The following is a 21,806-nucleotide window of genomic DNA, read 5'->3' on the forward strand; positions in this document are numbered from 1 at the left end:
CTCACCTTGCAAAATTGCTTTTTCTGCCGTTGACATCATCTTTTTTCAACAACATGAAGCTATCTTACTGTAATCAATAAGATAGCTTTTGCTGATTTGGTTTAAAAAGATTTTTCTGCCCATTCGATGGCTTCATAATATAAAAGATCAATATCAACTAACTGAATATTCAACTGTACAGCTAGCTCTTCTAATCGCGGCCAATCTAATTTGCTTAACGCAATACTAAACTCCAAATAAGGGGACATTTCCGTTTCAAAGCCTAAAATGGTATTCGTAATATCCTCTGAGAATGGTAGTTGCTGTAAAATAACATTCATCGGTCTTTGAAGTAATGTATCGATAAGTGAAAACATGCCGACTAAAAAATATTCTGAGAAATTCTTTTTATAAGATAGCTTAGCTAGTTTCTCACAAACCTTAGCTCGGAATAAAGACGTACACATCACTTCTTTAAAAAGATCGGAATCGGCATCGATATCAATTTCACGCATGGCCAATAAATAAATCCATTTTCGTAAATTCGATACGCCTAGTAATACAATCGCTTGTTTGATGGAGCGCACTTTCGATTTAGAGCGTTTAGATGAGTTATTAATCATTTGCAATAATTTGTATGTCAATGAAATATCACGTTCAATATTTTCCGCTAATAATTGAATATTCGGTTCTTCCTCTTTCAGTAAGGAGATAATGTGAATATATTGAATCGCATTCGCTGGAATGTCTGTTGCTCGTATTATTTGCGGTTGTTCAAAAAAATAACCTTGAAATAACACATAGCCAGAGGATTTAGCGACTTCAAATTGGTGACGCGTCTCTACCTTTTCAGCAAGCAATTGAATATGTGGAAATTTCTCCTTTACTTTATTTTCAATTTCCATTCTTTTTACGATGGAAGAGGCTAAAAAATCTACCTTAATATAATCAATTTGTTCGAATAATTCATCATAAACTTCCACTTGATCATCCATCATAAAATCATCCAAAGCAATTTGAAACCCATGTTTTTTTAGCTCAATCACACGCTCCACTAACTGAGAGGTAAGTGGAACATCCTCTAATATTTCAATCACTACCTGTGAGGGATTTAAAAATTCATGTATAGAGCTCATCAGTAGGTTTTCAGTAAAATTAACAAAACCAGGTTTACCTTTCGTTACCTCTTCAAAACCAATTGAAAGAAATGAGTTCACAAGTACGTCAATCGTTGCTGCATCTGAATCAACCATTGGAAAGGCATTTACGTTTTTGCTACGATATAACAATTCATATGCAACGACCTGCTCATGCAGATTAAATATAGGCTGTCTGCCAATGAATACTTCCATTTCGTTGCCCCCATTTCTCCATTTTCTAGTAATTTATAGTATAACATTTTTTACGACCTGATGCTTATACTTCAAGCTAACTTAGCATGGTCTCATTGGCTTTTTTAGACAATTTAAAAGAAAAGACAGTCCCGTGATAATTCATCACTTTAGGACTGTCCTTATTATTTACCGACTTTGGCTTTGATTGCTCCGATCACTGCAGGCACAACTGATATAAAGATAATCAAAATAAGTACAACTGAGAAGTTATCTTTAATAATTGGAATATTTCCAAAGAAGTAACCTAATAATGTACAACTGAATACCCATAAAATGGCACCGAAAATATTAAAGAATAAGAAATAACTATATTTCATTTTACTTGCACCCGCCACAAACGGGATAAATGTACGAATAAATGGCATGAAACGTGCAATAACGATCGTTTTCCCACCATGAGTATTAAAGAATTTTTCTGCTGCTTCCATCCGCTCTTTTTTTACAACTCTACCAAGGAGGCTCTTTGGTGGGATAGATGTCCCTACCTTATGTCCAATATGATAGTTCATCGTATCTCCCAAAATAGCTGCTGCTAAAAATACAGGGATTAAAATCCACATATCAAACGCGCCCATTGCAGCGGCTAATGTGCCACTTGCAAATAACAAGGAATCACCAGGTAAGAATGGGAAAATAACAACGCCTGTTTCTACAAAAACAATCGCAAATAAAATAAGATAACTCCAATTGCCAAAATCACGAATAATTTCTTCTAAATGCACATCGATATGCACAATAAAACTGATTAACTCCTTAATGAGCTCTAACATGTTTTTGTATGCTCTCTTTCAATAGTATTTTTACCTAAAAGCTTTGACGTGGCTTCACCTCAAAGGGTTCCAGTTTTGTACGTCTTTTTACATTACTTCCTCACTATATGACAAGCCCTTGAAAAGTATGTAGAAGATTTCACAAGTTTGATTTTATCACTTACAGACATCTACTCTCAACTGATTTTACTATTATACGAATAATGTACAAAAAAAGAGCTACCATTTTTCAATAGTAGCTTTTCTCGTTTAAACTTTTTCTTTTAATGAACGTCTTAATATTTTTCCTGTTGTGTTTTTTGGTAGTTCATCCAGTATCTCAATTACTTTCGGTACCTTGTATTTCACCATATGCTTAGCACAATAGGATAAAAGATCATCTGTCGTAGTAGCCGCTACTTCTTTTAACACTACATAGGCATGAACCGCTTCTCCTAAGTTCGGGTCTGGGAAGCCTACCACTGCTGCCTCCACAATATTATTATGGGCAAACAGCACTTCCTCCACCTCACGAGGATAAACATTAAAGCCCCCTACAATAATCATATCCTTTTTGCGATCGACAATGTAAAAATACCCTTCTTCATCTACCTTTGCTAAATCTCCTGTAAAGAGCCAGCCGTCGCGAATCGCCATCGCCGTTTCTTCAGGCATTTTATAGTAACCCTTCATCACATTTGGACCACGTACAATCAGCTCTCCAACTTCGCCAACAGGCACTTCCTGACCATTGACATCAACAACTTTGTTCTCGACATTGCTAATGGATGTTCCGATAGAGCCCGCTTTACGCTCACGATCTAATGGGTTAAAACATGTAACGGGTGAAGCTTCGGATAAGCCGTATCCCTCTGACACACGCGCATTAAATTTCTGCTCGAAATTATGTAATAGTGCAACAGGCAAGGAGGCACCACCTGAAATCGCTAAACGAATTGTCGAGAAATCTTCTGGATTGCCTTCAGGTAATTGATATAAGAAATTATACATGGTAGGAACACCAGCAAATACCGTTGCTTTTTGCTCTCGTGCTAAAGCAAAAATTTCGCTAGGGCTAAAGCGTGGTGCAAGTAAAACCGTTGCTCCACTTAATAAAGGTGCATTAACCACTACCGTTAAGGCAAAAACATGGAACACAGGTAATGTTGCAATGACACGGTCCTCTGCTTTAATTCCTAGATAATGGGCAACATCACGTGCATTTGAGTACACATTGCCATGTGTCAGCATAGCCCCCTTTGGACTACCTGTAGTTCCTGACGTATATAAAATAATAGCATTATCATCATCTGCTACTTCAACAGGTTGTAAAGATTGAGAAGCATTGGCGATAACCTGTGTAAATAAATGTGTTTTTTCTTGTGCTTGTGGTGATAAAGCTCCCACTTTTTCCGCTATATCTGGTGTTGTTTCACAAACTATAAATGTTTTTACTTGTGGAAATGCTTGTACACCTTTTTCAACCAAAGGAAGCAACATATCCAGAGCAATAACCGCTTTTACATCTCCATTATGCAAAATGTAAGAAATTTCATCCGGTGTATAGATTGGATTAACAGGTATTGCTGTTGCCCCTAAACGCATTGTTGCATATAAGGCAATTAAATAGTGTGGCGTATTGCCGAGTAAAAACGCCACATGATCCCCTTTTTCAACGCCTAAATCTTGTAATCCCTTTGCAAAGCGGCCAACAGTATGCTCAAATTCCCCGTAAGTCGTATCTTTCCCCATAAAATGATACGCCACTTTTTCAGGTTGTTCTGTTGCCTGTTGACGAACACGTGAAACTAAATTCAATTACACCATCCCCTTATCGTATAAAATGAATCGCTATTCAGTAATATTATATAAGAAATATATCTAAAAAACAATGAGTCTTTTTATCTCATGTCATAAATTACGTCAAATAATTCATTTTTTTCTCTTTTAAACAAATACATCATGAACGAATATGAGAGATATAGCGCCAACGAATTAAATAAAAATAAACTACTTGTATTAATACAAAAAAGCCAAAAGCAAAGAATACTTCTTTTACAATCGAAATATTTGCAAAGTCTTTCAAAATACCTTGAACCATTAGAAAAGCAAAGGCACTATGCATCATCGCAACACCCCAAGGTAAAAAGAATTGGGGAAATAAATGGCGATTAACTAGCTTTTTTAGCTCGGTATCTGTTAACCCCATACGCTTTAATACATCAAATTTACGCTTTTCACGTTCGAGGGATGTATGCAGTTTAAAATAGATAAAGCTTCCAGCCGCAAGTAAAAATACAGTGGCAACTAAGACACCCACTAATGTAAATAATGAGTAGGTAGCTAGTATATAAGAATAATTTAATCCTGCATTTTCAAAGTAAAAAGGGCTAAATTTATCCTTCTTAATAAAATATAAATTGGATTCTAGATGATCGATATCCTTACCGATATCTTTTGTTTCCATCCATTGAGGAATAACAAATGTAAAAAGATGATAGCTTGGTTGAATTATGTCTTGATCGGAAATCGGATGAATAAGCTTTGCGAAGTCTTCATCACTAATGACAATCGAATTGACACTTACTATCGAACCTGGAAACACTATTTTGGGATAGACACTATCAATGGTGAGCGATATATTGTTTTCTTCCAAAACAGTATGCACAATTCGATTTTTTAGTTTTTTTAGGGAATCCTCCGAATAAGGAATGAATACTGCCTCACCTGCTCCCAGATTCAATAATGGATAACTATAGGAAGACAGCAAGACGTTCATATCGGACTCCCGAAAAACCTCCACTTCGTTTCGAGTGAAGGATGAGGTTTGCTTCACAACAATAAAACGGGATAGCTGATAAGATAAACCTTTCTCCTCCAATTGCAGCCTTAAAGAATTGATATGCTCCCGTTCATATGGATTATCGACATCCCCCTTATAAACTAGTCCGAGTGGATTTAATCGATCATATTGAGTTGTATAAGAGGACATCGTCGCTAAAACACCCACAGATAAAAATGCAAGTGTAGATACCATCGTCACAACGAAAAACATTTTCACGTTGTCCATCATAATATGAGTTTGTTCAGCTAGTGAGAGGAGACGGTAGCGTTGCCAATGATACTTCCGTTTCCCACGCGCTAAATCTAAAAAGCAAGGGACGGAATCACTGAAAAAATAATAGGTGCCAAATGTTGCTGAAAATGGTATTAACAGCGTTAGCCCGATTAATGATGTATGTCCGACAACAAACGCTAAAATATACGTCGTTACTATTAGAGCAATACCATAGACAGCTCGTATTTTGGAGTAAGTTGTTAAGCTATTTAAATAATCACTGCCTTTAATGAGATCTCGTAATTTTCTCTCTCGTGTAAAATACACACTAATAAAAGAAATAACGAAAAACGCACTTGTGAAAACACCAATCGTCAGTAAAAATGGCTCCCATGATACATATAGCGGTAAATCATCTAAATGTAAAATTTCTCGTACAATCATAAAAAAGAATTTTGAAAACGAGAAACCAAAGACAATCCCTACTATAATGGAGCCAGAGCCAATAATCATCGTCTCTAAAAAAACAAGTCTATTCATCTGACGCTTTTCCATTCCCAAGTGCAATAAAATGGCAAATTCATGTGATCTGGCCTCTAAAAAGGCACTCATGGAATAATATAAAAAGAATAATGTGAAGAGGACCAGAACAATTTCAGCCCCCACCATCCCAATGAGAGACATTTCTCCTAATATCCCACGTTCAATATCAGGATGAAACATCAGCATGGAATAGATAAAAAATACAGCCACAGAAAAAAAGCTCGCCATGAAAAAGGCACCATATATCCGGCTGTTCCGCACGACATTACGGTAAGCGAATTGTCGAAAGGTCACCTACTTGCCCTCCTCCTAGTAAGCTTAAAACATTTAATATACGTTGGAAAAACATCTGACGACGGTCATCTCGATAAATTTCATTGAAAAATTCACCATCTTTAATGAATAACACTCGATCACAATAACTTGCTGCAATCGGATCATGCGTGACCATCACAATGGTCGTTTGTTTATCCTGATTCACTTTTGTTAATAGTTCAAGCACATCACGTGAAGAATTCGAATCTAAATTACCTGTCGGCTCGTCCGCTAAAATGAGACTTGGATTATGAATAAGTGCTCGACCAATTGCCGTTCTTTGTGCCTGTCCTCCAGATATTTCATTTGGACGTTTATGAAGGAAAGAAGTTAAGTCTAGCTTTTCTACAATACTTGCTAGACGCTCCTCCATTACCTCTAGCGGCTGCTGATCTAATGTTAAAGGCAACACGATATTTTCCTCGACCGTCAGCATATGCAAAAGATTGAAATCCTGAAACACAAAACCGAGCTGTCTTCTTCTAAAGTAAGCAAGCTCTGTTGCATTCAATTTATGTGGATTCATTCCATCTAGTATAATTTCTCCACTAGTTGGTTCATCGATGGTCGAAATAATATTCAGTAATGTCGTTTTACCGCTTCCTGAGGGGCCCATAACAGCTAAAAACTCGCCTTCTTCCACGTCAAAGCTCAACTGATTTAATGCACGATGTGTGACTTTGCCTTCGTACACTTTTGTTACATCTTTAATTTGTAAAATAGGCATACTTCATTCACCTTATTTCTTCATTAATTCTAAGGATTGGGGTAAAAGCCACGGTAATACGACCTCAAAACCGATGTGAAAATGAGGCTCTGTTAAAGCCAGCAGTGACTCTTCCTCTACTAAACTAAAGCAATGCTCCCCAACAATCACATCCCACGCATCCGTTTCTCCCTCTATAATCTCCCCACATACAGTATAATACCCGCTGTACATGATCTGTTGACCGTCGACAGGAAAGGCATTCAATAATGTTGGTTGCTGTAAGTTTAACCCAAGGCTAGTTGAAAAATGCAGAAGCTCTTCGTCTAGCTTTTCATTTGCCATGAGGAAATTTTGATAGGCTAATGGATCTCCCGTTTGCAGATGCGTCATATAAAGAGCTTTTGTTTTCTCCTTATCAATCGTTAATTTCCAATCTTCTATACATACTTCTACCATCCGAATGCCCCCTAATTTGTAAATGTTACTGTCACAATCGTTCCTTTTTCTACCTCTGATGTAATAGCCAGCTCATGCCCTAGCTTTTCACAGATTTCTTTGGCTAAATAAAGGCCCATCCCAGTAGATTCCCCTGTTTTCCGCCCATTTTCGCCAGTAAAAAAGGCTTTCGTAACACGTGAAAGATCGGAAGCTGGAATCCCAATACCCTCATCACAAATAGCTAGCTGTACATAGTCATCCTTTTCAATGGCAGAAATAACAATTTTTTTATTGGCTTCAAACGTGTATTTCACCGCATTGGTGATAAACTGCCCTAGAATGAAGCGAAGCCATTTCGAATCACTGGCAACAATAAGGTCATCCTCAATATGAATTTCAGGGAAAACTCTTTTCGTAATAAATAAACGTTTATTTTCATTAACAGTTGCAGTTACTATGGCTTTTAGCGCAACTCGCTCTACTTGCATGTCATCCTCAAAATTTTCTAATCGTGCATTGACTAGTACCATGTCCAAACCCCTACGCAAGCGATCAATTTCCTCCTGGACATTCTTTTTATCAAGTGGACGGTCATCCTGTAATAATAATTCAATTACCGAAATAGGTGTTTTCATTTGATGGACCCACTGGTTCATAAACTGATCATGTCTTTTTTGACTTGCATATAACGCATGCAGCTCATGTTGATAAAGTCGATACAACTCATGCATATATTTCTCGGTTTGCACAGCTTCTGGCGTTTTTGCATTTTTTTGTAGCACATCCTCCATTGCTGTTGGAAGCTGGGTTATCTTCAGCAAGTAGCGTTGTCGCATTAAATAGCGGACAAGTAAAAATGAGGCTAATAGTACAAGGCTAATACAAAAGGAATAAATAGCTGTATCAATATTTCGAAAACCGTCTAGCGCATAGATAATCATGATAAAGCCAACTAATATGAGCTGAAACACAATAAATGATGCATAATCACGTAAAAAAAGCTTCCAGCCCACTATAGCTCACCTGCACTTAATATGAATCGATAGCCTGCACCACGTACCGTTTCGATTGTGGACGATATATGATAATCCGCTAACTTTTTTCGAACTCTGGTCATATTCACATTCAATGTGTTCTCATCGACAAATGCCTGATCGTCCCAAAGTTCCTCTAACAATTGCTCACGTGACACTACTTTCGGTGCATTGCCCATCAGCAGCTCTAAAATGATACATTCTTTTTTCTGAAGTGGAATTTCTAAATCATTTTTATGTAGCTCCATTCTTTCTAAATGAAGTACAAGCTGTCCTTGCTTGATTGTCCGCTCTTCTTGCCTTGCTGCATATTCACCATATGTACGGCGTAGATGACTACGGATTTTAGCCAACACAATTTCGTAGTTAAAAGGCTTTGTAATGAAATCGTCGCCACCATTTTCAAGTGCAAAGATTTGGTCCATTTCTCCTGAGCGAGCAGAAATGAAAATAATCGGGCATGTTGTATGCTGACGTAGCTGGCGACACCAATAATAGCCATCGTAAGCAGGTAAATTTATATCAAGCAGCACCATATGTGGATTAAATGCTGTAAATTCTTCTATGAGATGATCAAATTCTTGAATTGTTGCAACTTCGTATTGATATTTTCTAAGCGTTTCCGCTAGTAATGATGCAATCTTGACATCATCTTCAACTATGAATATTCGATGCTTTTCCATATCAACACTCCTTTCTTTCTATATTGTATCAAAAAAAGGTTCGACGACATAATTGTCAGCGAACCTTTAGGCTAAATCATTACACGAAACCGTATTTTCCTTAATAAATTAATTGTAAAAAGTCCTCAGTTGAAATTCCACCAAAATATGTAGGAATATCAATGTCTGCTAATGCCTTAGCAATAGCCGCTCTGTCATAGTTTGTCCCAACTAAGCGCTGTTCTATATCAGCCATATCACCTACACCAAAGAAATCTCCAAAAATATGCGCTTCTTCCATCACACCATGATTTACTTCTAGGCGAATATCAATGCCTCCTGTTGGGAATCGATGTGTTTTTTGAATATTAAAGCGTGGTGATTTCCCAAAATTCCACTCCCATGTTTGATAGCGCTCTTCTGATAGTTTGTGGATATTTGCCCAATCTTCCTCAGTTAACTCATAATAACGAATATTTTCTTCTCCATCGAAAATGGATTTCAAAATTTCAAGACGGAATTCCTCAATCGTCATTTGCTCTGTTAAAAACTCTGAAATGTTTGCTACTCGTGAGCGAATCGATTTAATACCTTTTGATTCAATCTTATCCTTTTTGACCTTTAGGGCAGAGACCACTGCATCTATTTCTGTATCAAACATCAATGTACCATGACTGAACATACGCCCTTTTGTAGAGAATTGGGCGTTCCCAGAAACTTTACGACCTTCTGCTAGTATATCATTTCGTCCTGATAGTTCTGCATTCACACCCATTTTTGCTAGAGCGTCAACTACTGGTTGTGTGAACTTTTTATAGTTCATAAAGCTATCGCCATCATCATTTGTAATAAAGCTGAAGTTAAGATTCCCTAAATCATGGTAAACAGCACCACCACCTGACAGACGGCGCACAACAATAATGCCATTATCCTCTACATAGTCTGTATTGATTTCTTCAATCGTATTTTGGTTTTTACCGATGATGATGGACGGTTGATTAATGTAGAAAAGGAGCACTGGCTCTTTCTCAACGTCCATTGTTTTTAACAAATACTCCTCAATAGCAAGGTTAATGCGTGGATCATGGATCCCTTTATTATCAACGAAAATCATAGTTCACGTTTCCTCCTTCACAAAATATCCATATTTATTTTACCGTAAATTAGGCATTTTGTGTTGACGAAAAGCATCTGTTATAATACACTAGGAAATATCAAAACAGTAATAGTACAGATGAACTTAAAGGAGGAGTCCACAATGTTAGAAAACGTAGTTGAATTTTTCAAGAATTTACCTGCAAAGCAATGTACTGAGTGCGGTGAAAAAATGGAAGAGCAAAGCGAATGCTACAGCAACACTTGTGAAAAATGTAACCACCTATAAGCATTTGCCTATTCTGATATAGTCATATACGTGCCCCACACGTAGCAATCATGACACCCTTCATCATATTTTGATGAACCCTTAATTAAATCTCTTACACTTACAAAAAACAACAGCTGATACGCTCATATCAGCTGTTGCTTTTTTGTTGTTGAAAAAGGACGATGTCACTGAGGGGCCGTTCTACCAGCGTCCTTTCCAAGAGACGTCTGATGAGTGAACTGCACTCAAAATATTGAACGTAAAAATCTAATTTAGTGAGTATAGGCGGACCCCTGCACGAAGCGGTAGCGAGGAAGCTTCTCGCCCACAGGAAAGCAAGTAGCCTGCAATGGAAATCCATTTTCATCTTTCACAAAAATTTTATTGATGGTTTTGTTTTATTTATGTCATTTGAGGTTGAAGAATTATTACATAACCCCTATGAACAAAAAAAGCACTCACCGTACATTGGGTGAGTGCTTCATGATTAGTTTTCTTCAGCTACTTTAGAGTAACGTTTATTGTGCAGTAGCATGAAATAACCAAATGTGATAGCTAAGAATGCTACTAAGAAACCAGCTAGAACACCATAGTTTTGCATTAAGAATGACGTATCGCCAGTAGAAATACTTGATTTAAATGCTTGAACTGTATATGTCATCGGTAATAGCTTGTTAAATACTTGTAATGGTGAAGGAATTAATTCTAATGGGAACGTACCTGCACTTGTTGTTAATTGTAAAATTAACACAACAATTGCCATGAAACGTCCAGGGTCACCAAAGATCGAAACAAGCATTTGAATTAAGGCTAAAAATACATAGCTTGTTAATAATGCTGTTAAGATAAAGTAGCCCATATTATTCACTTCAAGTCCTAGACCCCATTTTACAATGACTACTGTTAGTAATGTTTGCACTAAACCTACGACTGCTAGTACAGTCACTTTACTTGTAAACCAAGATGCTCCGTTTTTAGGGCGAATAGCAGGTTCAACAAGTGGGAACACAATCGAAATTAATAATGCACCTACGAATAAGCCTAAAGAAATAAAGTACGGTGCAAAACCTGTACCATAGTTAGGAACATGGTTTACTGACTCTTTTTCAACTTCAACTGGACTACCTACCATATCATACGTGTCTTGATTTGCTTTGACTTCATTTGCTTTTTCACTCGCCTCACCTAGTTTACCAGATAAAGTAGCTGTACCATCTGCAAGCTCCGTAGAACCATCCGCAAGTGTTGCAGATCCTTGTGCTAGCTCACCAGATTTTGAAGCAAGTGTAGAAGTACCTTGATTTAATGTTGTTGTACCATTCGCTAATTCATTTAATCCAGATGCTAATGTTTTTGAGCCTGTTACAGCTGTATTCACACCCGCATGTAGTTCACCTAATTTTGCAGCTAATGTGGCATTACCTGCTTGTAGACCTTTTGCACCTTCCAATAAAGCATTGCTTTTAGCTGTTAATGCATTCGCACCAGCTAATACTTCTGCCTGACCTGCTGCAATTTGAGTTGCACCAGAGCTTACTTGATTGGCACCAGCTTGTAATTTTTCTGTACCAGCTGATAAAGATGTTAAACCGTTATGCACACTAGCACTACCTGCCTGTAGTTCCGCTAATGTTTGTTTTAATGCTGCTGCTTGTTCTTCAGGCATTGAAGCCATCATTGTTTGTAATTGGTTGGATAGGGCTGTAATGCCTGCCTCCACTTTTGCAGATCCTGCTGTTAATTGGGTTGCTGCACCATTCAATGCACCAGCGTTCTCAGCAATAGATGCTGCACCTGCACTAATTTGCTGTTGTTTGTCGTTTAAAGTATTTAAACCAGCACCAACTTTTGCCACACCTTGTGTATATTGTGATAACCCTTGTTCAAGACTCGTTGCACCATTTGCAGCTTGCTGTGCACCTTGTTGTAATTGAACAGTGCCATCTTGTAGTTTGACTAAACCACTAGATAAGTCATTTGCGCCTTTTGCTGCATCCCCAGCACCTTTTGTTAATTTATCTGTACCATTTGATAATTCAACTGTGCTTGATGCTAGCTGCTCCAGATATCCTTTTAAATCTTTTGCACCATTCGCTACTTTTTGCGCACCCTCATCTAGCTTATTTGAGCCATCTGCTGCCTCTGTAAAGCCATCTCCAAGTGTTGCAATCGAATCAAATAATTTTTCAGCATAAGTCGCTGATACTTGTGAATTTACTTCAGCACGTACACGATCCATTGCCGTCTCTCCAATTTGAGCACCAAGGAAGTTTAATCCCTCGTTTGGAATGTAGTTCATCACTAATTTTGATGGTTTGTCATCTAATAGTGTTGTTGCATGTTCAGAGAAATTTGTTGGAATTTCTAAAATCATATAATAATCACGACTATTTAAGCCTTTTTCAGCTTCATCCTTTGAAACTTCTATAAAGTTAAATTGTTCGCTATCTATCAATTTATCGACTAAGGTATCCCCCAAGTCTAATTTAACGCCATCCATCTCAGCACCAGTATCTTCATTGACAACGGCTACTGGTAGATTAGGAAGCCCCGCATAAGGATCCCAAAACGCCCATAAAAACATACCCGCATACATTACTGGAATAAATAATACAGCAATGATGGAAACAAGCATTTTTCTTGTTTTAAAGATCTTCAGCCACTCAGCTTTAATCATATAATATCCTCACTCCTAAACTATTTGACCGAAAACGTCATTTGGTCATTTTCATTCAAAAAAAATAGTCAACCTCGACAATATTGCAAAAAGAACACTTGATTCGATACTTCTACAGCTGTATTTTATCGAATCAAGTTAGAATCAAACCTCGAAAGATCGTTTCCTTAAAAAGATTGAGAATCTTATCTTCAGGGATCACATCACCGTGTAACTCATGCCAATCGACAACAAAAGCTAGATATGCCTTCAGCAATAAGTAACTAACAAGTTCCGCATCACATTCTCTAATTTCACCTTTATTAATACGTCGTTGTATTAACTCTGCGACATACGATAAGATTTCAGTCTCAATGCGTAATAGCACTTGTTTAACTGCTGGTGTTCGTAATTCTTTTTCTTCCTCGATTAGCTTTGCAAATAAAAGATGTTTTTCTCGGAACTGTAGCATTTTCATTAAAGCATTATGCGCATTATCCATAAAGCTTGCTGATGCATCCAACACTGCATCCGCTTCCGCTTTCATCTCTCGTACAAGTGACATAGCGATCTCTTGAAATAAAATTTCTTTATTTGCAAAGAATGTATAAATCGTACCTTTACCGACATTAGCAATTTTCGCCACTTGCTCCATCGTTGTTGCCTTGTAGCCAAACAACGTAAAAGATTTTGCAGCTGCTTCAAGAATTTCCTGCCTACGATCCATTAGTAACATCCTTTCTTGTTAGGTTATGTACATCTATTGTACACTTCAATAAAAATGACCAGAAAACCATTTCGGTCATCTGGTCATTATCATATTCCTATTTCAAAAAAATTGCAAGCCTTTAATGATGATTTTTTTCATCTTTTTTTTCGTCACCATGATCCGTATCATCTGATGTTTCAGAATTATGATTCATCATATTATTATCCATGCTGTTATTGGCTTTTTCATCTTCTGGTACAACCTTTGTCATATCTGGGTTTCCAGCAATAATTTGTTGCTTTGGCATATTATGAACACCGTTTGCTGTTGTATGTGCATACATAAAGTAAACACCGTCATGATCAAATGTAGTCGTTGCTTTATAAACTCCGTCTTGCTCTAATTTCCCATCAATCATTTGTCCTTCATCACGTTTCCCTGATTCCCAAACTTCAAATTCTACAACAGCATCATCGACATTTTCTCCACCTTGTTCAACATGTGCTGCCAGTTCAATTGTTTCATTGAGTGCTACTTCTTTTGGTGTTAAAATCTCAACCTCGGGGATTTGAGGTACTTCTGGTTCTGGTAAAGCCTCTTTTTTTTCTCCACACCCTACTAATAATGTAGGGACTGCAATTAGCGCAAATAACCACTTTTTCATCTTTTAATCCTCCATTAATGGCAACCGTATCTTCACGGCTGTGCCTTTTTCAACAACACTTTCAATTTCTAACGTACCTTGTAACTGTTTTAGTAACTGTTCAACAATAGATAAGCCTAGTCCACTACCACCGTCCGCTCGACTTCGTGCTTTGTTAACACGATAAAATCGCTCTGTAACATGTGATATATCCTCAGCTGGAATACCGATTCCATAATCCCTAATAGTAATTTGGGCACTACCAGCCTTTTCAGCGGCAACAATTTCCACTTTAGAATTTTCATGCGAGTAATTAATCGCATTTTCAATAATGTTAATAAAAATTTGTTTTAGCTTCACTTCATCCGCTTCAATAATTAGTGCATCATCTACATCTAAATATAAAGTTATGTTCTTTTTATTTGCTTGATGTGTTAAGATTTTTTGAACCTCTCGTAATGTTTCACCTAACGGAATTGGATATAAATCAATATCGGTTTGTTCATTTTCTGTTCTTGCCAGTTGAAGTAATTCGTTTGTTAAGCGTTCCATGCGGTTGGCCTCACGGACGATTAGCTGAATGGTTTCTTCTTTTTGGCCTTCTGTAATGATGCCGTTTTGCATGGCTTCGCTATAGCCCTTTACATAGCTTATCGGTGTTCGTAATTCATGCGAGACTGTTGCCAAGAACGTTTTTTGTGCTTCATCCTCTTGCTGAATTGCCTCTGCCATTTTATTAAAGGTACTAGATAGTTTACCGATTTCATCTCGTGAATTGACAGGCACACGTGTCTCATAATTCCCATAGGACATCTGTTCCACTGCACGCTGTAAATCGCTTAATGGTCGCATAATATGTCGAATCCCTTTATAAATTAAATAGCTAGCGACTACTAAAAATATGAAGGCACTAATAAACAATAAAATAACGCCACTATTTGCCAATTCACTGATTTTGGCCAATGGGAAATAAATATAAATAATACCTTCTAATCGATTTTGATCAACAAGTGGTACAACCACCGAAATAAGTTGTCGATCAAAACGAGGCTCGTACCCAATTTTTTGCACATATTTTCCTGCTAATAATTTCTGTCTTTCCTCAGGACCAATCAATGTCTCATAATCTATATCAAATGGAACACAGGCACTTAATTCACGTGGATTCCTTACCGCAAATATATTCAAATTTGAATAATCATTAAATTGTTCGATATCTGCGATAAATTCATCCGTTACCTTTCCATTGTCATACATTGTCTGTAGCTTCAAACCGACTTCGACCATTGTATCTTCTGTATCTTGTACATATAAACGTTGATACAAAAAATTTGTGAGAACATACATAAAGACAACGGTAATAATTAAAAAAGCGAAAATTAACAACCAAATGCGAGTGGCAATCTTTTTCATTCGCCAGGATCAAAGCGGTAGCCCACTCCCCAAACGGTTTGAATATGTGCAGCCGCATCCTTTCCAAGCTTTATTCGTAACGTTTTAATATGTGTATCAACCGTGCGCGTACCACCTACATAATCAATATCCCAAATCCGTTCTAGTAATTGCTCTCTGGAATAGGCATTACCTGGATTTTTCATAAATAAGTGCAATAGCTCAAATTCCTTTAAAGTAAGTGGAATACTCTTTCCATCAACAGATACTTTTCGTGCTATTTCATCTATTTTAATAGAGCCAAAAATCACGTACTTCTGCTGTAGCTCTGTAATATTCGCACCACTTCTTCTTAATACAGCATAAATTCTAGCTACCAGTTCATCATGTGTAAATGGTTTAACAATATAATCATCCCCACCAAGTGTAAGACCTTTCACCTTATCCTCATTCGCATCACGTGCAGTCAGAAAAATAATCGGTACATTGGACATAGCACGAATGCTTTGACAAACAACAAAACCATCCTCATGTGGCATCATTACATCAAGTAATACTAAATCTATATTTTCACGTACTATTACATCGTAAGCCTCAGTTCCACTAGCGGCAGTAAATGTCTCTATATCAGAGTTATTGAGCATCATTTCAATTAAATTACGCATATCCTGCTCATCGTCAACTATTAATACAGTTGTCATCATTGTTCCTCCCTTACTAACAGCTGAAAAGCACCTTTCCCTACATCAACTGTTTTTTCCTTCTGGCCATCCTTTATAAAGTACAATGTGTGATCGTCATAGCCAGCGACAACAATATAATCTTTAAACTGATTCACTACAAAGGGATTTGCTCCAACCTCTTGCTGCCATTTGATATGACCATCAAAATCAGCCACATATAACTCGTTGTGACCATGACTTACAACAAGAACGGCATCTTTGGTCTTTTTTAACCCTACTGGCATCAAAGGCATGTCAATCTCTCCATGCAGTTGGCCTGTAGTCAAATCATATTTTTTAACTGAACTATTTGGCTTACTTCCTTCTCCATGACCGCCTATCCATAGTTCATGTGTTTCTTCTAGGACAGCTATTCCATGTGCAGATTTTTGAATCGGCCACTCTTGCTCAATAGTCAAATCCTTCATATTTAACACAGATAATTTTGTATCTTTAAAATTAATAACATACAGTTTATCCCTATAAGATGCCATTGACATCGGATAATTGCCAAGCTGTTGTGTAGCTAACTGATTGCCTTCTTGATCAAAGCTTGTCACTGTATTGGTTTTACTATTCGTGATAAAAAATTGCTTGATGTTGTCATCGTAGTATACATTGGTCGTACCAATCTCTACTTTTTTTGAATAGAGCTTTTCTCCAGTTGATATTGTATAGACTTCGATGTTATTTAATTGGTGTCCATATAATAAAACTTGGTCATCTCCTAATAGGATGGCCCCTGAATAAGCTTTATCAAATAACCATGTTGCAAGTACATTGCCATCCTCATCAATAAAATCTAATGATGGTTCTTGTATGTTTAATGAAGCTATAAAACTTCGTTCCCTTTCAATGGGTTCATATGACTTTTCAGCGCAACCCGCTAACCATAGAATTTGTAGTAACGAAAAAATGAAGAATGCCCATTTTTTCAACTTTATCACCTCTGCCCCTTTACTATACTTCACAATTGTGAAATTCGGGTGAAACTTGGAAGGTAAATTTATGACAAACCATGAAAATACATTTCACATTTCAGGCTCACAATCCCTCTATCAGTTCAATCATCCAACCAATATTTCCGTCCTTACATATATTACAAAGATAATGGTAAGGAGGAATATAGTATGATTTCCATTAGCTTATGTATGATTGTAAAAAATGAAGAAGATGTTATTGGTCGATGTCTTGAATCCGTCAAAGATCTAGTAGATGAAATTAATATTGTCGATACTGGATCAACAGATAGTACAAAACAAGTGGTTGCACAGTATACAGACAGAGTTTTTGATTTTAAATGGATACATCACTTTGCAGCAGCACGAAACTATTCCTTTCAACAAGCAACAAAGGAATACATCCTCTGGCTAGATGCAGATGATGTTTTTCTAGAGGAAGATCGACAAAAATTAAAGACACTCAAAGCATCTCTAAACTCTAATGTAGATGCTGTTTCAATGAATTATCATTTAAGTTTCGATCATGAGGGTAATGCAGACGCCTTAATAAGAAGATATCGTCTAGTCAGAAGAGAAAAACAATTTCAATGGATTGGTGCAGTTCATGAATATTTAGAAGTCGGTGGCGTGTTGTTTGATAGTGATGTCGCCGTTAGCCATTTACCGTTAACCCACGATCACGCCCGTAATATTACGATTTATAGACAACTGATTGAAGCAGGAGAAACACTATCACCACGTGATACATTTTATTTTGCTAATGAATTAGTAGATCATGGTCAATTTGAGGAAGCTATTTACTATTATGAATTATTTTTAACCTCCAAATTAGGCTGGGTAGAAGATAATATTCGTGCCTGCTTAAAATTAGCAGATTGCTATTCCCATTTAAATGATAAAGAAAACAACTTCAATGCTATTTTACGAAGCTTCGAATACGATGTCCCCCGCCCCGAAGCCTGCTGTCGCCTAGGCTATCATTTCATGGAGCAATTCAAGAATTACGAAGCAGTTTTTTGGTACGAGCAAGCACTTGTTATTAAACAAAAATCAAACGCTCCTTTTCAAAACAAAAGCTTTTCTACATGGCTCCCTCACTTACAGCTCTGTGTGCTTTACGACCGCTTACAACAATATGAACTAGCCAATGCACATAATGAATTAGCCGGCTCGTTCATTCCAAATAACCCAAAAATTCTACACAATAAAGAATATTTCAAGCGTATTTTAACAATCAATCAAAATGACTCTTAAAAAATTTCAATAACCATCTAAAAAGTTTTAACTCATATTCATATGATAAACATCCAATTATCTTAAAAACAGTTGCAACGAATCTATAAATAACTCTCGATTTACAAGTAATTAATAGTTATGTGTCTACCTCCCCTATCATTATTCAGAATACGATATTTGAGAGAGGAGGTGAGATTATGCATTTTGGAAATTTTATAGATAGAGTTTGCAGTAAGTGTCATTCATTTCCTTGTTGTTGTAAAACTGGCCCTATTCCAAGTTGTCCAATTTGGCCAGTAAAGCCTACAGGACCGACTGGTGGGATAACTGGTCCAACAGGTAGTACTGGTGTGACTGGCTCTACTGGCGTTACCGGGCCTACTGGGGTTACTGGCTCTACTGGCGTTACTGGCGTTACTGGGGCTACTGGGGCTACCGGCGTTACTGGCTTTACCGGGGCTACTGGCTCTACTGGCGTTACCGGACCTACCGGCGTTACTGGCTCTACTGGCGTTACTGGACCTACTGGGGTTACTGGGGCTACTGGCTCTACTGGCGTTACCGGACCTACCGGGGTTACCGGGCCTACTGGGGTTACTGGTTCTACTGGAGATATCGGACCTACTGGCGTTACTGGCTCTACTGGAGATATCGGACCTACCGGGGTTACTGGCTCTACTGGGGATATCGGACCTACTGGCGTTACCGGACCTACTGGCGTTACTGGCTCTACCGGCGTTACTGGCTCTACCGGCGTTACTGGCTCTACTGGGGATATCGGACCTATTGGGGTTACTGGCTCTACTGGAGATATCGGACCTACTGGGGCTACTGGCTCTACTGGTGTTACTGGCTCTACCGGCGTTACTGGCTCTACTGGCGTTACTGGACCGACTGGGGTAACCGGACCTACTGGGGTTACTGGCTCTACTGGAGATATCGGACCTACTGGGGCTACTGGCTCTACTGGAGATATCGGACCTACTGGGGTTACTGGCTCTACTGGAGATATCGGACCTACTGGGGCTACTGGCTCTACTGGAGATATCGGACCTACTGGGGTTACTGGCTCTACCGGCGTTACTGGCTCTACTGGCGTTACTGGACCTACTGGCGTTACCGGACCTACTGGCGTTACTGGGGCTACTGGCTCTACTGGGGTTACCGGGGTTACCGGGCCTACTGGGGTTACTGGGGCTACTGGCTCTACTGGCTCTACTGGGGTTACCGGACCTACCGGGGTTACCGGGCCTACTGGCGTTACTGGTTCTACTGGAGATATCGGACCTACTGGCGTTACTGGCTCTACTGGAGATATCGGACCTACCGGGGTTACTGGCTCTACTGGGGATATCGGACCTACTGGCGTTACCGGACCTACTGGCGTTACTGGCTCTACCGGCGTTACTGGCTCTACCGGCGTTACTGGCTCTACCGGCGTTACTGGCTCTACCGGCGTTACTGGACCTACTGGGGCTACTGGCTCTACTGGTGTTACTGGCTCTACCGGCGTTACTGGGATTACTGGAGTTACTGGCTCTACCGGCGTTACTGGCTCTACTGGGGATATCGGACCTACTGGGGTAACCGGACCTACTGGCGTTACTGGCTCTACTGGGGTTACCGGGCCTACTGGAGTTACTGGTTCTACTGGAGATATCGGACCTACTGGCGTTACTGGCTCTACTGGAGATATAGGACCGACTGGGGCTACTGGGGTTATCGGACCTACCGGGGTTACTGGCTCTACTGGAGATATCGGACCGACTGGAGCTACTGGCTCTACTGGAGATATCGGACCTACTGGGGCTACTGGCTCTACTGGGGTTATCGGACCTACCGGGGTTACTGGCTCTACTGGAGATATCGGACCTACCGGGGTTACTGGCTCTACTGGGGCTACTGGCTCTACTGGCGTTACTGGACCTACTGGCGTTACCGGACCTACTGGCGTTACTGGGGCTACTGGCTCTACTGGAGATATCGGACCTACCGGGGTTACTGGCTCTACTGGAGATATCGGACCTACCGGGGTTACTGGCTCTGCTGGAGATATCGGACCTACTGGGGCTACTGGCTCTACTGGGGTTATCGGACCTACCGGGGTTACTGGGGTTACTGGGGTTACTGGGATTGCTGGGGCTACTGGTTCTACTGGCACTACTGGACCTACTGGCGCGACTGGACCTACTGGGATTGCTGGGGCTACTGGCGCGACTGGGGCTACCGGTTCTACTGGGGTTGCCGGTTCTACTGGCACTACTGGGGCTACCGGCGTTACTGGACCGACTGGGGTTGCCGGTTCTACTGGCACTACTGGGACTACCGGCGCAACTGGACCTACTGGGATTGCTGGGGCTACTGGTTCTACTGGTTCTACTGGTTCTACTGGTTCTACTGGTTCTACTGGTTCTACTGGCACTACTGGGGCTACCGGCGTTACTGGACCGACTGGGGTTGTTGGTTCTACTGGCGCAACTGGCGCGACTGGGATTGCTGGGGCTACTGGCGCGACTGGCGTAACCGGCGCGACTGGGATTGCTGGGGCTACTGGCGCGACTGGGGCTACTGGTGCTACTGGGGTTGCCGGTTCTACTGGCACTACTGGGGCTACCGGCGCGACTGGACCGACTGGGGTTGCTGGCTCTACTGGCGTAACTGGGGCGACTGGACCAGCTTTTACCGAAGGATTCTCAGCATTTAAAAACACTTTAGCTGTTAGTGCGTCTACGTCTATCACTAACTGGAGTATAGCATCGCCTTACTTTACTACTCCTGCTTTTAATCCGACAACTGGCGTATTCACTGTACCAACTACGGGTAGATATTCCTTTGAAGCAACTATCAACTATTCTACTACTGCGGCCATTACCGTTGCTTTAGGAGTAGGAGTAAATCCTTCATTTGCAATCCGAAGAAATACATCAACAAATTTAATTAGCGGATTATTCCCTGTATTAAATGTAAACGTTGCACTTGTATTAACATTGCGTGCAATTCTTGGAAATGGCACTGTGACTTTGGCAGGTGAGGTACAACTAAACGCTGGAGATACTATTGATCTATTCTATGAAGCCAATGGCCTGACAATCGGTCTTACACTAGGCGGCGCTAACTCTGGTGGTATCGTTTGGTCATGTCATCGAATTTCTTAGAGCGAGGACATTGATAGCTAATACAGTTTTTAGTAGAAATATACAAAAAAATAGTACAAACATTGATAATAAATGTTTGTACTA

18 protein-coding genes are annotated in these 21,806 nt (G+C 39.4%); 3 read left to right on the top strand and 15 right to left on the bottom strand.

All coding sequences use genetic code 11. From position 1 onward, the window contains the following. Positions 1 to 101: 101 nt before the first annotated feature. The 9 genes from ACEVFT_RS09345 to lplA form a co-directional block, all read right to left on the bottom strand. Positions 102 to 1,331 (bottom strand): EAL and HDOD domain-containing protein, encoded by a 1,230-nt coding sequence (locus tag ACEVFT_RS09345; RefSeq protein ID WP_205445460.1) that lies wholly within the window; start codon positions 1,329 to 1,331, stop codon positions 102 to 104. Between the two features lie 164 nt (positions 1,332 to 1,495). After that, positions 1,496 to 2,143: a VTT domain-containing protein gene (locus tag ACEVFT_RS09350; RefSeq protein WP_205445461.1), complete on the bottom strand. Its 648-nt coding sequence runs from the start codon at positions 2,141 to 2,143 to the stop codon at positions 1,496 to 1,498. A gap of 249 nt (positions 2,144 to 2,392) precedes the next feature. Next, positions 2,393 to 3,940, bottom strand: a complete 1,548-nt coding sequence (locus ACEVFT_RS09355; RefSeq protein ID WP_393949373.1) for a fatty acid--CoA ligase family protein — start codon at positions 3,938 to 3,940, stop codon at positions 2,393 to 2,395. 142 nt (positions 3,941 to 4,082) lie between these two features. Further along, on the bottom strand, positions 4,083 to 6,017 hold the full coding sequence (locus tag ACEVFT_RS09360; protein WP_205445465.1) for an FtsX-like permease family protein: 1,935 nt from the start codon (positions 6,015 to 6,017) through the stop codon (positions 4,083 to 4,085). Next, entirely contained in the window at positions 5,989 to 6,765 is a 777-nt protein-coding gene (locus ACEVFT_RS09365) for an ABC transporter ATP-binding protein (protein WP_004230460.1), read from the bottom strand. Before ACEVFT_RS09365 ends, ACEVFT_RS09360 begins: the two co-directional genes overlap by 29 nt. Positions 6,766 to 6,777: 12 nt before the next feature. After that, positions 6,778 to 7,203, bottom strand: coding sequence for a hypothetical protein (locus tag ACEVFT_RS09370; protein WP_205445467.1), 426 nt, complete (start codon positions 7,201 to 7,203; stop codon positions 6,778 to 6,780). An 11-nt stretch (positions 7,204 to 7,214) separates the two neighbouring features. Continuing rightward, a complete protein-coding gene (locus ACEVFT_RS09375; RefSeq protein WP_205445468.1) occupies positions 7,215 to 8,198 on the bottom strand; it encodes a sensor histidine kinase in 984 nt (327 codons plus the stop codon). Further along, positions 8,198 to 8,902, bottom strand: coding sequence for a response regulator transcription factor (locus ACEVFT_RS09380; RefSeq protein WP_004230457.1), 705 nt, complete (start codon positions 8,900 to 8,902; stop codon positions 8,198 to 8,200). The genes ACEVFT_RS09375 and ACEVFT_RS09380 overlap by 1 nt, the downstream gene beginning before the upstream one ends. 100 nt (positions 8,903 to 9,002) lie before the next feature. Then, positions 9,003 to 9,995 (bottom strand): lipoate--protein ligase, encoded by a 993-nt coding sequence (gene lplA, locus ACEVFT_RS09385; RefSeq protein ID WP_205445470.1) that lies wholly within the window; start codon positions 9,993 to 9,995, stop codon positions 9,003 to 9,005. Between the two features lie 144 nt (positions 9,996 to 10,139). Here lplA and yhfH point away from each other — a divergent pair, with 144 nt between their 5' ends. After that, positions 10,140 to 10,265, top strand: coding sequence for a protein YhfH (gene yhfH / locus ACEVFT_RS09390; RefSeq protein ID WP_004230455.1), 126 nt, complete (start codon positions 10,140 to 10,142; stop codon positions 10,263 to 10,265). 469 nt (positions 10,266 to 10,734) lie between these two features. Here yhfH and ACEVFT_RS09395 read toward each other — a convergent pair whose 3' ends face one another. From ACEVFT_RS09395 to ACEVFT_RS09420, 6 genes are all read right to left on the bottom strand, one after another. Beyond that, entirely contained in the window at positions 10,735 to 12,924 is a 2,190-nt protein-coding gene (locus ACEVFT_RS09395) for a YhgE/Pip domain-containing protein (RefSeq protein ID WP_048390815.1), read from the bottom strand. A 133-nt stretch (positions 12,925 to 13,057) separates the two neighbouring features. Next, on the bottom strand, positions 13,058 to 13,630 hold the full coding sequence (locus ACEVFT_RS09400) for a TetR/AcrR family transcriptional regulator (RefSeq protein ID WP_205445474.1): 573 nt from the start codon (positions 13,628 to 13,630) through the stop codon (positions 13,058 to 13,060). Positions 13,631 to 13,751: 121 nt separating this feature from the next. Continuing rightward, positions 13,752 to 14,276, bottom strand: coding sequence for a FixH family protein (locus tag ACEVFT_RS09405; RefSeq protein ID WP_342533403.1), 525 nt, complete (start codon positions 14,274 to 14,276; stop codon positions 13,752 to 13,754). A 3-nt stretch (positions 14,277 to 14,279) separates the two neighbouring features. Further along, entirely contained in the window at positions 14,280 to 15,668 is a 1,389-nt protein-coding gene (locus ACEVFT_RS09410; RefSeq protein ID WP_205445477.1) for a sensor histidine kinase, read from the bottom strand. Then, on the bottom strand, positions 15,665 to 16,348 hold the full coding sequence (locus ACEVFT_RS09415) for a response regulator transcription factor (protein WP_205445479.1): 684 nt from the start codon (positions 16,346 to 16,348) through the stop codon (positions 15,665 to 15,667). The genes ACEVFT_RS09410 and ACEVFT_RS09415 overlap by 4 nt, the downstream gene beginning before the upstream one ends. Then, a complete protein-coding gene (locus ACEVFT_RS09420; protein WP_393949379.1) occupies positions 16,348 to 17,316 on the bottom strand; it encodes a YncE family protein in 969 nt (322 codons plus the stop codon). The genes ACEVFT_RS09415 and ACEVFT_RS09420 overlap by 1 nt, the downstream gene beginning before the upstream one ends. Positions 17,317 to 17,499: 183 nt before the next feature. Between ACEVFT_RS09420 and ACEVFT_RS09425 the strand changes: the two genes are divergently transcribed. Together ACEVFT_RS09425 and ACEVFT_RS24720 are read left to right on the top strand one after the other, a co-directional pair. Beyond that, positions 17,500 to 18,585, top strand: coding sequence for a glycosyltransferase (locus ACEVFT_RS09425; protein WP_393949381.1), 1,086 nt, complete (start codon positions 17,500 to 17,502; stop codon positions 18,583 to 18,585). Between the two features lie 179 nt (positions 18,586 to 18,764). Beyond that, positions 18,765 to 21,722: a beta strand repeat-containing protein gene (locus ACEVFT_RS24720; RefSeq protein WP_456952083.1), complete on the top strand. Its 2,958-nt coding sequence runs from the start codon at positions 18,765 to 18,767 to the stop codon at positions 21,720 to 21,722. Positions 21,723 to 21,806: the final 84 nt, after the last annotated feature.

The sequence above is a fragment of the Lysinibacillus sp. PWR01 genome (genome assembly GCF_043359455.1).
In the GTDB taxonomy this organism is placed as follows: Bacteria; Bacillota; Bacilli; order Bacillales_A; family Planococcaceae; genus Lysinibacillus; species Lysinibacillus fusiformis_F.